The organism is Sphingomonas sp. Leaf28 (assembly GCF_001421685.1).
Lineage (GTDB): Bacteria > Pseudomonadota > Alphaproteobacteria > Sphingomonadales > Sphingomonadaceae > Sphingomonas > Sphingomonas aurantiaca.
On record NZ_LMKX01000009.1, the window covers coordinates 377,490 to 391,499 of the forward strand.

A 14,010-nucleotide genomic window follows, 5' to 3' on the forward strand; every position below is an offset into this window, starting at 1 on the left:
TCGTGGTTAGTAGCCGAACGCAACCCAGTCGAAGCCGTCGAGGTATTGGTCATCGCGACGGGCAGCCTGTGTTGCAACCGTTGCACCAAAGCGGCTGGTCTGGCCGATGTTCTGAATCCACAAGTCTCGTTCGTTATGGAAGACAGCAAGGTATGGCGTTGCATTGAACATCATACACTGATTTGGGAATGGGATTGGGAAGCTAACCGAGAACGTGGCTTCGTAGGTAATCCTCTGCCGAAAACGGCCCCACATGATAACCAGTCCACCCGGTAGAATCTGGTAGCCTCCGTTTTGGTCGCGGATTGACTGCTTCGACAAAAACTCGAAGTCGATTGCACCAGCTTTCAGAGTATCTACGGTTACGTTCGGCATATAAACGCCGTTGGCATCCGCATAGAATACCTGCTGAGGGAAGGAGCCGGGAGTCGTGAGGCGGAAACTGTCAGCAGTGAACGCAATAGCCGATACGTTATCCTCGACGGCGATGCCCATACCGGCAATGGACTTCACGCCGTTTACGTCGGTCTGGACCTTCAAGACGTATTGGGCGCCAATACCATCTGTCTTGGTCGCGTAGGTGTTGAGCTTTTCCTCGGCAGCCGCGAAATTCAGTCCGTCTAGTTTTGATTGGACATTGCGAATTTCCTGTGCGCGGGCGCCATCATTGTCAGCGTATGTCTGTTGCATATTCTGAATAACGCCGCTGATATTTGCAATTGGACCATTGGGGCCAACAATGCCATCAACGTAGCTGCTAAGAGTATTAGTCTTCTCAGCTTGTGCGGAGTCTCCATCCACGATAGCTTTCTCGACGTTGCGAATTGCGGCTTCATTGGCCGATTTTACGCCATCGACCTCAGTGGTGATGCGGACGCCCATTTCATCGACGCGGAGTGCCAAGGCAGTGCCAAACTCGTTATCTACGACCAGCTTTCGCAGATCGTTGAACGAGCCTTCCAGCGAGGTTTTTACGCCGCCAACCTCGTCCGTGATCCTGACGCCCATCTTCTCGATGTCTTCGTTAATCGCCTTGTCACGCTCAGCGCGAACACGCTCCTCGTTGGTCTGCCATGCCGTCACGCCATCGCCGTAGTTGGCGATTTTGATATCTACGACCTCGCTGCTGGCATAATTGGCGTTAGCGATCGAACGGCGCAGTTCACTCAATCCGGCTTCAATCGGACCCTTGATGTCGATACCCGCGACGGCTTTCTCAGCGTTAGTCAGGCGGCTGGTTAGCTGTAGAAAGCTCTCTGCGACCTTGCTTCCGTCATCCTCAATCCGAGTCTCCAACTTGCTGATGGCGACTAGGTTTTCCTTATTGAGCGCCTGAGAGAGTTTGACGTTCGACGTGCCGTATCCGATTTGAAGCGCGGATAGCTGCTCAATGGGCGTAGTGATTAGCCCGGTCACCAAATTGGGAAGCTGACGCCACGGCGGGCTGTTGACAACCTCGTTACCCAACGGACGGCGCTTGATCGGCTGGGGATCCCAGGCGCTAAACGTGTCCAGGCCAAAGGCGTCATACGGCGCAATGCGGATACAATAGGTATCATCGTCGGGAAGCTGCAGGGAGAACGTGGCAGCTGCGCCCCTGTAGCGCTCATGCAGGGCATCAAGCGGGAAATCGCTAGTGGTGCCTACCCAGGCGACGAAGCCCTCTAGATCGCCGTCTACGGGCTGCGGGCAAGCAATCTCAACGCCGGTCAGAGTGCTGGTGATCCGTGGTGCAAATGGTAGAACGGGCAAGCTGTTCTGCGCATCGTCCACGTCGGGAGCGGATGTGCCACGATCGCCAACAGCATAGACCTTAACGCGGACATGGCGGCTTAGGCCCGCCGCGTCGTTCTCGGCATGGGTAAGCGTGTCCTGGTAGCTGCGAACGCCGTTGGTGGCTTCGGCTTGGAACACGGCTTGGTCGACGCGGTGCGTAACAGTGGCGTTCCTGCAAACATACTCAATGACATAGTGGTCAACTGCGACGTTCGCAGGGTTGCTGTTAAAGTAGACTACTAGGTCCGCGCCGTGGAACTCGAATGTCGCCATGCATCTCACTTAAATCCGGTGATAGAGGGAGGCTGGAGGCCAGCCGAACCGTCGTTGGCATAAGTCCACATGACGACTTCGGCGGCGCTGCTACGCCCCAAACTATTTAGTGAGCGCAGACTGAATCCATACAGGCCAGGTTCCGCATCCCGGATGGTAGTGAAGTTGTCGGCTCCCTTGTAAACCTGCTCCCACTTGGAAGAGCCTGGGCGCTGAACTTCAAGCGTGTAGCCTGCCAAAGCTAGTCCCGTGCCATAGCCGGTCAGGTCGGCTGCAATCGCATCCCAGCGAACGTCGATGCCGCGCTTGGTCCCTGCAAGTTCGTCAACGTAGCTGTAGGCCGAGAATGTCATGCCAGTTGGCTTTGGCGTCACTAGGTTGACCTGCGACCACGGCACAAACTGAACCGGCGTGCCGTTGTCCAGCCACTCATGCTTGCCCTCAATGTAGCGAAGCGCAGTGACTTGGAACTTGCCGGTTTCCTGCTCCTGAATATCGCTGATTTTGTATTCCAGCGGCTGCGCGGCAGTCGGCGTGTTCTCAACGATGCTGACTGGCGTGTCAGCTGCGATGCCAGACGTATCGCAACCAAACGTCGCAGTCACCGACGTGGAGTTGACCTGAACGAGCGGACGGCGAACCAAATGGTTGTCGGTAATAAGCAGCGCGTCGTAGCTGGTGTTGGCCTTGTAGGTGATCGGCTTATCAACGGTGATGGCGTTGGCTCTTACGCTAACGAGGCGTCCCGTGATTTCCTTGCCGCTGAGGTTCCAGTCATCGATTAGGATGCGCTGGCCAGGAGCGTAGCCGCAGGCATTGATACTGGTGACGAAGGTAACGGCGTTCGTCTGGTTCTGAGCGTCGAACACCAGCGCGCGGGCATAGTCGTATGCCTCTTGCCTGTTGGTGCAGCCGTGCTTGTAAACCGTCTTGCTGACGATGCCATTGTTGCTGAGGTGATGCTTGCGGTTGCGCTGAATGCTATCAACATCCTGATACCGCTCGTTGTTGACGCGGTAGTAATCGTCAGGGTTATCCCACTGAACGATGACCTCGTTGAACTGCTGATCCCCTGGAGTGCTGGTGTAGGTGAACTTACCTTCTTCAACGGCGCTGTTGTTGATGAAGTGATCGGGTGCGCCAGGACGGTCCTGCGCCAACACAATCTGCGTGCCGTTGAAGTAGGGAATGGACCGGAACGTCTGCGCCAGATCGCACAGAAACTGCCAGCCGTCTGTCTCGTCGGCGAACTGTTTGTTGACCGTGTATCGGAAACGACCGTGGATGTTTTGATCGCAACGTTTGGCAGTCTGGTAGAGGTCGAACTTGTCGAAGAATGTCAGGGGGAAACCGCAACCAACTTCGGTGCTGGTGGCAATCTCAAGCCAGTGCCAAACGGGGTTCGCTGTGACGGCATACTTCCACGCGCCGCTCCAGCTACCCGCGTAGCTGCGGCTCACGGGATCATAGTTGTCAGGAACGCGGACCTTCTGACCCTGCACGATCAGGGCGACTTCGGGCTTCTGCGCGACGTCGAATTGGCTACCGTCGAGCGCAGCCGCGAACAGCGCAACGGGGATCGCGCCTTCAACCTCTGTGCCGTCGTAGCGGTAATCCTTGGATTTGATTTCGACCCAACCCTTGAAGGTCGTGCCGTTGGCCAGCTTGTCGTCGCTGCTATCGGGTGTCGTGCGGTAGACCCTGAACATCCAGGGATCAGCGTCATTGCCTGCGGTCTTGGCCGGGGCGGCAATCACGAACATGCGGTTGAAGCTGGACGTGCTCTTCTCGTTGACGCTCCAGCTGCCTGCGGGCGTCCAGGCGCTTGCGCTCATGCGCTTTACGTCAGCACCAAACGTCACGGACGTGCGGCTCTGGTTTCCTTTGCTGTCTGTCTTGACGAGCTGGTCGATACGGAAGTCCAGCTTGACGCGATCCACGTCCGCACCAGTGACCGTCTGCGTGCTGTAGAACTGACCACCGCCTGCGCCGCTGCGCTGCTTCAACTCGATATCGACGCTGAATGGGGCGCCCGTGTCAGGCGTCAGCTTGAGCGCGCTCTGACCTTCGACGCCAAACCGCTCTTCCCAGCTGATGCCGTGATAGTTGGGCTGACCCGTGCCTCGATCGACAAGCGGCACCTCGTTGATGAGGATGTTCTTGCTCTTCTCGACGCCGTTGCTGCCAACGATGCCGCCGGTTTCACCAGAGCCGTAAACCATGGCGAAGCGGATCGTCGCGTCGCTGTAGGTCGTGTTGCTGATCGTCTTGCCGCCGCCGCCCTTAAAGGACGTGATGCCCTCCTGGACCTGGCTAGCGTCGGTAGGGATTCCACCGGCTGAGCCGCCCTGCTTGAGGATGCTCTTGACGATTTCGCCGCTGCTATCGAAGTCGATGCCGCCAAAGCCCGCCGCGTAGACGTTGGCACCGCCACTGTTCGTGTAATCGTAATCGCCCTCGATGACGTTGCCGCCACAGAACACGCGGTCGCCCGCACAATAGGGAACCGGCACGCCTTCTTTGCTCGTCTGGAGGCCGCTCTGGTATTGCGCGCTCTTCCGGGTGTCGCCCTTCTCCGCGTCCATGGGGAACAGGAGGTTGGCCAGAATGGTGACGCCAATGGCGATTGCTGCGCTGACCAACGCGGTAACGAGGATCGCACCCGTAATCGCGCCATTGGCATTGGGGACCACATGGACGGTCGCACCGTTGGGGATGCTCCAGCGTGCAACTTGGTCGGCTGTAAGATAGCGCGACGTTGTAAGGTCGTCGCCAATACGCACGTCGATTGCCTTGGTCGCAAGATGCGAACGCAAGTCGTAGTGCTGTTGGCAGTAGCTTAGGACTTCCTGATAGGTCCGGGCATGGACTTTGTGAGTTCCCTGATGGTCCCGTGGCATTGCCTTCTTGATTGCACCGTAGAAGCGCACGTTAATCGTCATTGGGAAGCCTCCAGAATTCTGCTGCCATGCGTTCGATCCATTTCTCCTCGTGAGGGACTTGCCAGATGTGGCTCAGGCTCTTTTCCGGCTGATGCAGGTATCGGCCTTCGCCCAGGTAGATCGCGACGTGATTGGGGATTGGGGATGACCAGTGCAGGACGGCCATGTCGCCTTCCCGGCGATCGGCGCGATCGACGCGCACGAAACCCAGCTTGGGCGGCCAGTAGCGAAACGGATCCACCTTGCGCGGTTCGGTGTGATGCCCACCCGGCTCCCTGACACGCGGGATCGGGGGCAGCTCGCGCCCAGAGACGCGGTAATAGTCCCATGCGAGCGTCCAGCAGTCGCGGATGCCCCAAAGGAAGTCTCGGCCCTCTAAGGCCTTTATCGGGGCGTCAGGCCCCCAAATCCCAGGGTAGCCAACGTTGAACACGTCGCCGGCGACGTTGCCGGTGACGGGGACGATGCCCCAGTTCCAACCTGTGCCTAGCTGTTGCTCGGTATCCATGTCGGATGGCCAAGCCTGCCCGTTGGGATGGCTATGCAAGAACAGCGTGGGTTCCTGGAGCGCGAGGAGCGCGCTGTCGGCCATGCTGATCGTGAATGCCTGCCAAGGCTGCGCGTTGATGTTCTCGATCTCTCGCCAACTTCCATCCTGAAAGAGGGCGACAACGGCTTCGCAGGGAAACGCGCTTTGAAAGATCGGCTTGATTTCGGCCCAGGTGTCATCATCTAAATCGGTCACCGAATACTTAGCAGGAGGTCGCAGTGCCCGTGCCAGTCGATGCACCAAACGCCGCAGATTGGTTGAGCGCCGTGAGCACCGCCGGTGCCGTCGTCTTTACCGCAACCGTCTATTTCTTTGATCGACGTCGATCGCGAACAGCCGACCGTCGCGCAGCACGCAGGCAGCGGACTAATACCCATGACATCGCGGAAGAGGCCCTGCGTCTGTCGAAAGAGGGAAAAGACGAGCTGAGCAGCTACAGCGCAATGAACGCGCTGAACCCTGCTATGTCCACAAAGCGCAATGAAGAGTTGCGGATGAACGTGGGGCGCGTGATGCGGCGGCTGAACGAACTAAGAGAGATCGCATCAGCGACACCGCGACTTTTTTCGGCCATTGGTCAGCTGAGCGATCAGTTTAGCTTCGTCGATGGTGTGACCATCAGCAGCAATCAAGCGAGTGTTGCGATGGACTGCAAAGCTGCCGTGCCGTTGGTCGAAGGGACAGAGGTTACTATTCGATCATTCACCTCGTTAGATTTGATCCCAGGCCGGGGAACTCATCACGATACATAGTGTGGCGGGGGAACTTGGCGCGCTGGTAGTCAAGGTGCGTGGCTAGTTCCAATTGGATCGCCATGCCGTCGAAGCTCACACTGTTCAACAGGTATTGCTCTTCCTGAAACGGTGCGTTGGGATCGTTGGCCAGGATGTCAGCGGCAAGTGCCTGATAGCGAATTACAGGTGCGCCGGGTGCCAAACCGTATTTGGAAAGCGTTACATACATAGCCGCGCCAAAGTCAGGCAGGCTGATGCGAGGTCGGACTAGGTTCTCACCGCCGCGCTGGCTTCCCGACACGCTGAACGGCACAGGTTGAAAGTCCTGATTGCTCCACTTCACGAACGCCAGCTGCGGCAGAACGCTGATGTTGCTTTCCGTCTTGGGCGAACTATCGATGAAGCCATACTTGAGATCGCCATAGGCCGTCAGGTCGATAGTGATTAGCTGGACATAGCCATCCCAGGTGGTTGTGTTCAGCTGGGTCATACGCGCTCGAACGCACAGGTGATCGTGACAAACTGAGTGCCGCGACGTTCCTGAAATCCTGCGCTGTCAGTTGGACGAATGCGAACTGCACCGCGTAGCGAACAGGTGTAGTCGTAAACGCGATTGAACATGCCCGCCTCTAGCTCTGCGAGCAGTGCCTTGGCCTTGTCCTTGGGCAGCGTCCACGAAAGCGTGGCCGTGCTTTTCCAAGGCTTGAAGCCAATCGTGCCGCTGAGCGAATAGGAACCTGCGGTAAAAGTCGTCTTGATGGGCTGGACGCTCCAACTGATCGGAACGTTCAAGTCACCCTGATATGGTAGAGCCGCCATTAGCGTTTGCTCCTTTCAATCTCTTTGCGGACCAACTGGACGGTGCTGCGCTTGTAAGCATCCATCTGCGCCGCAAGCTGCTGAGCCGTGTTGTCGTTCGCCCCACCCATGATGGTGATGTTGGTTGCTCCCAAGCTGACGGTGGTTGCACCGCCACCGCCGACCTTGTGGTTGGGGATGATCGTGCCGCCCCGACCAGGAGCGAAGAGTTCTGGACCCTTCTCACCCACGAGGTAGAACTTGCTGCTATCGACGTTGCCGCCGACTGCCTTCCCGCCACCAAATCCGAGTGCGCCGCTGATCGCGTTGCCGATAATGCTACCAATGGAACCGCCGCCGCCACCGGGCATCAGCTTCTTGAGAATGGTAGCCTTGGCGATGTTCATGAGGAGGTTCTTCAACATCTCCTTGAAGAAGCCCTTCATCGCCTCCTTGGGGTTATCCCATAGGTTGACCAGCAAGTCCGAGACACGCTCGATCTTGTTCAGCTGATCTTCTGCGCGAGCATCCTTCTGCTCCGCCTCTGCCTGCTCGTTGGTCTGCGCGATCAACTTGTCACGCAGGCTCTGCTCAATCTGGAGGCTCTTGAGTAGATTAACGCGCTTCTGCTTGACGCGATCGATTGCGTTCAGAGCCTGCGTAAGAGGCGACTTGTTGGCATCGGCACGCACTGCGGCCTTTTCGTCAGTCTCTTCCTTGGCGCTTTTTAGTTCACTCTCGATGCCTTCGGCCTTGCCCTTGTCTTCGGCCTGCTTCTTCTTGCTCTGCTCCAAACGGTAGTTGGCTGCGGCCTGCTCATCGATTGCCTTGGTCTTTTCGTTGATGACCTTGAGGTCGCGAGGCAATCCGGCTGCGACGCGGGCTTCAACTAGAGCGCGCTGCTCCTCAGTCTGGCTTAGTTCCTCGTTGCGGTCCTTCAACTCCTTGAGGGTGTCAGCGAGCTTCTTTCCCTTCTGCGCTTCCTGAAGGCTGGCAACCAGCTTGCGGACTTCATCTGCCTTCTTGCCGGTCAGATTGATGTTGCGCTCAAGCCCGGCGCTTTCCAGTGCGTCTGCAAGCTGGCGCTGATCGTCCGTCAGTGCGAGGTCGTTCTTCTTGTTGACGAGTTCCTGGAGTGCATCGGCATACTTCTTTGCCTGACGCTCTGCTTCGCGCTGCTCCTTGGTCTTGTCGCTGTCGCCCTTGCCCTTTTTCTTCTCAGTCTCGACGCCGGGAGTGTTGCGGATGTTGCCACTGCCGCCTTGCTTGAACGGCTTTACCGTGCGGCTGTATGCCAGCAACTGATCGTCGGTCATGCCCTTAGCGTCGAACTTGTAGTCGCCGCTGTAACGCTGCACAGAACTTACGAGACGGCTGCGAGCGCGGTTCTTGCGGTTCTCGGAATAGCCCTTCTGGAAATCGCCTTCCATGTTCTGGAGCGGAGCAATTGACTTGTTGGTGCCAAACCACTTGTTGTCGAAACGGTTGGCGAAGTTCTGTAGGCGGATGGGAGCATTCGCAATGCTATCCATCATGCCCAACAGGCCGGCGATCTGGGAACGCAGGGACTGGACGCGGATGCCAAGGGCATCGAAGACGCTGTTGGCACCGACGAGCAGCGGCTGGAACGCATCGCTTAAGCCTGCAAAGCTGTCGCGGATTTCGCCACCGGCCTCACGCGCGGCCTTGATGATGTCGCGCATGTTCAGCTGGCCTTGGTCGGCAAAATCGTAAAGCGCCTGGCTGAACTGGCCCCCCTCGTTGAACGCTGCGAAGGTCTGACCGGCAACGTTCTGGATCGCCGTGAACGCATCGCCAAACGTCTTTGGCATGCGCTTTAATTCCTCATCGAGCGCAGTCGTGAACTTCTTGTCGTTGAACGCCTTGAACAGCTTGTCCGCCGTTAGCTCGCCGTCGCTGGCCATCTTCTTGAGCGCGCCCTTGGGCACGTTCAGGCTGTCGGCGAGAAGCTGCATGAGACGCGGTGCGTTCTCAGCAAGGGATCGGAATTCGTCGCCGTTCAGCTTGCCCGACGATAGCGCCTGACCCAGCTGGAGAACGGTCGAGGTGGTTTCTGTTGCGCTCGCACCCGATACCTTGAGCGCGGTGGTGACGGTCTGCGTGGCGCGGGCAACCTGTGCCTGGGAAGCGTCGAGCGTCTTACCCGTGGTCGCCAGCTTGCCGTAAAGCGTGGAAGTCGAATTCAACTCGGCGCGAGTGAGGCGCGAGATCGCCATAACGTCGGCCTGCGCGCGACCGTAATTGCCCCAGCCGGTGATCGCCAACTGGAGGCGCGATTGCGCGTTCGTTGCCGCGTCGGACATCTCCGTAAAGCTGCCAGCCGCCTGCTTTACCCAGGACGCGACCTGGAGGGCGATCATCGCAGCGAGGTTGCCCTTGAACGACGCGACGGCGGACGAGCCACCACGGATCGGCGCACCGATGCCACGGAAGCTGTTGTTGATGCTCTGGGATGCGTTCTGCGCTGCGCGGGCGGCGGCGTTCAGCGGGTTGGTGACATTGCTTTGTAGCGAGGACCGGACGCGATTAAGACCAGTGGGATTGATGCTTCGCAGTGCAGAGTTGACGCCCTGCACGTCGCGACGAACGGCGGCGGAAACAGACTTAACGGTAGTCTGTAGTTTCTTAAGTTCCGCAATCGCCGCTTTGGCGTCCGCTGTAATCTGGTAGCTTAGTCCTTGCGCCACATAGACACCCCACTTTGTTGTGCTCTATTTAGAGGGTCATTCTATGCGTCCTCGGGTTCCGGCGAGGACGGCTGCAAAGTCCTCGAAGCTGTCGCAACGAATGACATTGCCGCGCTCGGGATCAGAGTTAGTTGGCGCAGCTTGCTCCTGCTCATACTTGGAGATGAGGAGGACGTAGTATTCGGGCCATGTCATGTGCCAAACCTCACTTGGCTGCACACCTGATTGGATCAGTTGGGCGTAAGCTGCATCCAACTGATCCAGCCGACTTACTTTTTTGGGGAGGCCGCATCCTCGCTAGGAGTGTTAGTGGCAGCTTCTGCGGCCAACTCCTCCAGCTTGGCTTTCAGGTCCAGACCAATGATGCTGCCCAGCGTCTCTTGAACGCGCTGGATGTTCTCTTCGTTGAAGAAGCCCATGAACTCGCCAAAAAGCCAGTCGTGGACTTGAGCCTCAGTGTATGGCTCGACATCGGCCTGTAGATTGAAAAAGAGGGTGCGGATCATTTCCATCAGATCGTCTACCTCTTCCATGTCCATGGCAGTGAAGATGTAGTCGAACGGCGACTTACCAGTTGCCTGCTTGAGCCGTTCCAAGTTGGCAAAAGATGCCTGGAGGCGCAGCGACGCACCGTTGTAGTGGAAAGTGGAAGTGCGGATCGAACTTGGTAGTGGCATTAATCACCTCAGACAGAATAGACTGGCAGTGGAGGACCGCTGCCAGTCTACTTAGTCCGTAAGGTGAACTGCCCTTACGAGGTCGCGCGACCGCCAGTTGCGAGATACAGGTTGACTGCATCGCTGTTGTCGAGCGTGAAGGTGGACTGACGCACGCCAGCCTGCGGAGCCTTAAAGCTCATGTCAGACGCGGTGAACACGCCTTCCATCTGCACCTTGCTCGTCTTGGTATCGACAATCTGAACCCAACGCGCGCCGCTCATGGTGGCGAGTAGTTCAGCGTAACCCTCATCGGCGAGAGCCGCGTCACAAGTTGCCTTGATCTGCCATTCCTCATCGCCCTCTGGCAGGGTAAGCGAACCCTTGGACTTGGTCTTGACCTTTTCCTTGTCGCTCTTCCAGGTCAATTCGATTTCGTTCTCAGTCTCAACGAGCTTGAACGTGTTGTCTGCGGGGCGAACACCATCATCGGTTGGCGCGGGGCCGACCTTGAGGCGCGCATACTTGCCGAGCGCAAACGAAGTAGTAGGTGTAGTCATAGTGTCCTCCAACAAATGTCGTAGTCCACTACTTAATGGGATTCCGCGGTTGGTCGGATTTTAGGGGATGAAGGTCATCGCGAAAACCGAGCAGTTGCGGGCAGGCTCTGGCTGATGGATATAACCCATGCAGTGGAACTTGTCGGAAGTCGCGAGTGCCGCACGAAGCTGCTCAATCTGTTCAATGAAGCCAATGCCCATGTCCATGCCCCACAACTTCAAGTTCAGGTAGTAGCGGTTTAGCTTGTCATCGAGTGACGTTAGGCCATCGATACGCAGGCAGGGATAAGGACCCTGTTCGGCAGGAAGGCCATAGTCGAGCCATCCCGTCTGGACGGGTAGAAACACCTGGATGTTGGCGTCCTCGCCAACGATGCGCTCCAGTTCGAGAATGATGTTGTCGAGCGGGTTCACATGCTCCTCCTAAAGACTGCGCGGGCGATGAACTCACCAAGGCGTGGTAGTGACAAGAGGATCGCGGGCATAAGGAATGGACTGGCCATTCGCGTGCCGCCGCCAAACTCAATGATTGGTGCGTAATGGGTCGTAGCGAACACGACTGCGCCACCGGGGCCAGCCACTGCGCCGATGCTGCGCTCAGTAGCGCGCGTCAGCTTGGGAACGAGCCTGCGTGCGGCAGGGACAACGATCTGGTTCGTCCAGGCCGTCATGCCCTCCTCGATCGCAGGGCCTTCCAGCGCCGCGATCATCCGATCCAATTCCTTGACCCACTCCGCGCTGCCGTCGCTCATCCCAGCGTCACCCGCTGGATGAAGGTCTTACCGTCCGCGATACGCTCCACGACGCCAACGACGTTGTAGGTCTTACCGCCCACGGTGATCTTGGCACCGCTTAGGCTGCGCTTGGTCGGGCCGAACGTCGCTATCGTGACGAAGGCCGGTGTCGCGCCTCCCGTGAACACGCTCTTTTGCTTGAGCAGGACGGATGTTTTGGCCGTGGAAGCAGGCTGCGCGGTGCTGCCAATGCCGATCGCAGGATAGGTGATCGTGCAGGGCTGGCCGTAACGCTCAATCTGCTTTGTGACCGTCGCGCCAAAATCAGCCATTGCGCGACCTCAAGAGGCGGTCGCCAATGAACACGCCCAGGCCGGAAAGCAGGCGATGGATGTCTGCGCTGTCCCTGAGCGCATTGACGTAATCGACCTTGAAGCCGCTATCCAGCTGGAGGCCCTTGGCGTCACCCTGGTTGTCGCCAACCGGGTTCTTGCCCAGCTTACGCAGGAGCGCGAGCAGCGCCTGTGCTTCCTTGATCGGGCGCGGAACGGTCAGGTGATCCAAATAAGGAATGATTGTGCGGCCAGCCGTGAGGTAGTCGATTTTGAACTGGAGGAATGCGTCACCGTCCATTGGTTCGGCTGGCACCTCAAAGCCGGGCTTCTCAACATAGATGCGCGGCCACGCCATATTCTGCGCGTTGCTGGTGGGCTGTCCTTTGAATGACCACAGTGCGTCCAGATCGCGGCCTGCTTCGATCAGGAAGCGAACATCCGTATCGTTAAGCTGCGCCGTATCGTCACCGAGGAAGCTGGGCGCGAGTGTCAGGAACAGCAGGTTTGCTTCATCGATTGTGATGTAGCTGTTTTGGTCAGGGCCGTCAGTCACGACCAATGCTTTGTAATCAATATCCGCCATGAGCGCCCTCGCTAGTTGTAGTCTACTTAGCGAGAGAAGCGTCAGAGACTGGAAAGCCCCGACGTTTCCGCCGGGGCCTCCATTTCGCAGTCCTGAGACTTAGACGCTCTTCTTGTAGAGCGCACGGATTGCGTTGTAGTTCTTGATCGCGCTGCTGGTGCGGCGACGACCCAGATACTTCACGACGCGCTTGTCGGTGTAAGGATCAACGGTCCATGCAACGTCCGAAGCGTCAACGATGGTGACTGCCTGACGGAAGTCTGCCAGCACTGCGTGGATGTTCGCATCCTCACCGATGAAGTCGTCGGCAATGAAGCTAACGCCCCAAACCTGCGGGAACGCGCCGCCCTGGATGTTACCCATCGTCAGGATGTAGTTGCCGTTCGCGTCCTTCTGGGTCAGCAAAGTCTTCTGGAGTTCACGCGAACCCAGGATTGCCTTGCTGGTGTAGCGACCGTGCAGGGTGTGAAGCAGTTCGAGGATGTCGTCTGCGTCTGCGTCAATTGCCTTGGTCTCAATGCCGCCCATAGAGCCGATGACGTTGGTGTAGCGGTCTACGCCAACGGTCAGCTTGGTCTGGGTCAGTAGACCATTGTTGACAAAGCCGCCCGAACCCTTTGCGTTCTGGTGAACGCCGTTCAGGAACTGGTTGTCCTCTTCCTCTGCCATGCTCTCAAGCACGTCCTGGATGATGCCCTGAACGAGATCGTAAGGAGCAGTGTCACCCTGGTGCGCCCACACAGTAGCGACTTCCTCAGCGTTCACCTCGAAGAAGGTGTGTGCCAGAGTGTCATACTGAGGAGTAGGCGAGCTGTGGATGTTGCCCATTTCGAGACGGGTCGCAGCGTCACCCTTCTTGGTCTTGATTGGGGTGGTGTAACCCATGCCGCCGCGAACAACGGTAGCCAGACCGCGTAGTGGCGAAGCCTTCTTGTTGATGCCGTCGACCATTGGGCCGAAGACCTTAGGAAGCAGGATGCCGCCTTCTGGGGAAACGCTAAGCGATGCCTGATCGCCAACCGCCTTGACCTGGACACGGCCCTGACCATCAACTGCGCTGAGAACGTCATTGCCCTTGGCGAAGAAGCGACCAATCGCAGCCTTCTCCATCCCAGAAGTATCGACGACGGTATCAACCGACACGGTGTTAGCCGCTGCAAAGGCTGCCTGTAGAGCGGTGATCTTACCGTCGATGTGGTTTTCCAGAGCACTCAGTTCGCCCTTGGTTGCGCCATCTTCAGCCTTCTGGCGCAGAGTAGCCAGCGAAGTCTGGATGTCCTCCACGATGTTCTTGTTTTCAGTGCTCATGTGAGCCTCCCTGTTATTGTTTTTGTTTTTCGGGTGGCCCACGAGTGCTAATG

14 protein-coding genes are annotated in these 14,010 nt (G+C 57.7%); 1 reads left to right on the forward strand and 13 read right to left on the reverse strand.

The features are described 5' to 3' along the window. Positions 1-6: 6 nt before the first annotated feature. The 3 genes from ASE79_RS14940 to ASE79_RS14950 are packed head-to-tail and all read right to left on the reverse strand — an operon-like array spanning position 7 to position 5,736. The gene (locus tag ASE79_RS14940) at positions 7-2,049 is read right to left on the reverse strand and encodes a gp53-like domain-containing protein (RefSeq protein WP_056418184.1); all 2,043 of its coding nucleotides are present in this window, start codon (positions 2,047-2,049) and stop codon (positions 7-9) included. Between the two features lie 5 nt (positions 2,050-2,054). Next, positions 2,055-4,991: a phage tail protein gene (locus ASE79_RS14945; protein WP_156359707.1), complete on the reverse strand. Its 2,937-nt coding sequence runs from the start codon at positions 4,989-4,991 to the stop codon at positions 2,055-2,057. Next, positions 4,981-5,736 carry an NlpC/P60 family protein gene (locus ASE79_RS14950; protein WP_056418190.1) on the reverse strand — a complete coding sequence of 252 codons (756 nt, stop codon included), beginning with the start codon at positions 5,734-5,736 and terminating at the stop codon, positions 4,981-4,983. Before ASE79_RS14950 ends, ASE79_RS14945 begins: the two co-directional genes overlap by 11 nt. A 23-nt stretch (positions 5,737-5,759) precedes the next feature. Here ASE79_RS14950 and ASE79_RS21035 point away from each other — a divergent pair, with 23 nt between their 5' ends. Further along, a complete protein-coding gene (locus ASE79_RS21035) occupies positions 5,760-6,293 on the forward strand; it encodes a hypothetical protein (RefSeq protein WP_156359708.1) in 534 nt (177 codons plus the stop codon). On the opposite strand, the gene ASE79_RS14955 is transcribed toward ASE79_RS21035, so the two are convergent. The 10 genes from ASE79_RS14955 to ASE79_RS15000 form a co-directional block, all read right to left on the reverse strand. After that, positions 6,244-6,765, reverse strand: a complete 522-nt coding sequence (locus ASE79_RS14955; RefSeq protein WP_056418194.1) for a hypothetical protein — start codon at positions 6,763-6,765, stop codon at positions 6,244-6,246. The genes ASE79_RS21035 and ASE79_RS14955 overlap by 50 nt on opposite strands. Further along, positions 6,762-7,094: a hypothetical protein gene (locus ASE79_RS14960; RefSeq protein WP_056418198.1), complete on the reverse strand. Its 333-nt coding sequence runs from the start codon at positions 7,092-7,094 to the stop codon at positions 6,762-6,764. Before ASE79_RS14960 ends, ASE79_RS14955 begins: the two co-directional genes overlap by 4 nt. Then, positions 7,094-9,781, reverse strand: a complete 2,688-nt coding sequence (locus ASE79_RS14965; protein ID WP_156359709.1) for a tape measure protein — start codon at positions 9,779-9,781, stop codon at positions 7,094-7,096. The genes ASE79_RS14960 and ASE79_RS14965 overlap by 1 nt, the downstream gene beginning before the upstream one ends. A 269-nt stretch (positions 9,782-10,050) precedes the next feature. Beyond that, positions 10,051-10,458 (reverse strand): hypothetical protein, encoded by a 408-nt coding sequence (locus ASE79_RS14970; RefSeq protein ID WP_056418204.1) that lies wholly within the window; start codon positions 10,456-10,458, stop codon positions 10,051-10,053. Between the two features lie 74 nt (positions 10,459-10,532). Further along, the gene (locus ASE79_RS14975; protein ID WP_056418207.1) at positions 10,533-10,997 is read right to left on the reverse strand and encodes a hypothetical protein; all 465 of its coding nucleotides are present in this window, start codon (positions 10,995-10,997) and stop codon (positions 10,533-10,535) included. Positions 10,998-11,057: 60 nt separating this feature from the next. Continuing rightward, on the reverse strand, positions 11,058-11,411 hold the full coding sequence (locus ASE79_RS14980; protein ID WP_056418211.1) for a hypothetical protein: 354 nt from the start codon (positions 11,409-11,411) through the stop codon (positions 11,058-11,060). Then, entirely contained in the window at positions 11,408-11,749 is a 342-nt protein-coding gene (locus tag ASE79_RS14985; protein ID WP_056418213.1) for a hypothetical protein, read from the reverse strand. The genes ASE79_RS14980 and ASE79_RS14985 overlap by 4 nt, the downstream gene beginning before the upstream one ends. After that, positions 11,746-12,063 (reverse strand): hypothetical protein, encoded by a 318-nt coding sequence (locus ASE79_RS14990; protein WP_056418216.1) that lies wholly within the window; start codon positions 12,061-12,063, stop codon positions 11,746-11,748. The genes ASE79_RS14985 and ASE79_RS14990 overlap by 4 nt, the downstream gene beginning before the upstream one ends. Beyond that, a complete protein-coding gene (locus tag ASE79_RS14995) occupies positions 12,056-12,649 on the reverse strand; it encodes a DnaT-like ssDNA-binding protein (RefSeq protein ID WP_056418219.1) in 594 nt (197 codons plus the stop codon). Before ASE79_RS14995 ends, ASE79_RS14990 begins: the two co-directional genes overlap by 8 nt. A 99-nt stretch (positions 12,650-12,748) precedes the next feature. Beyond that, positions 12,749-13,957: a phage major capsid protein gene (locus tag ASE79_RS15000; RefSeq protein WP_056418221.1), complete on the reverse strand. Its 1,209-nt coding sequence runs from the start codon at positions 13,955-13,957 to the stop codon at positions 12,749-12,751. Between the last annotated feature and the right edge of the window lie 53 nt (positions 13,958-14,010).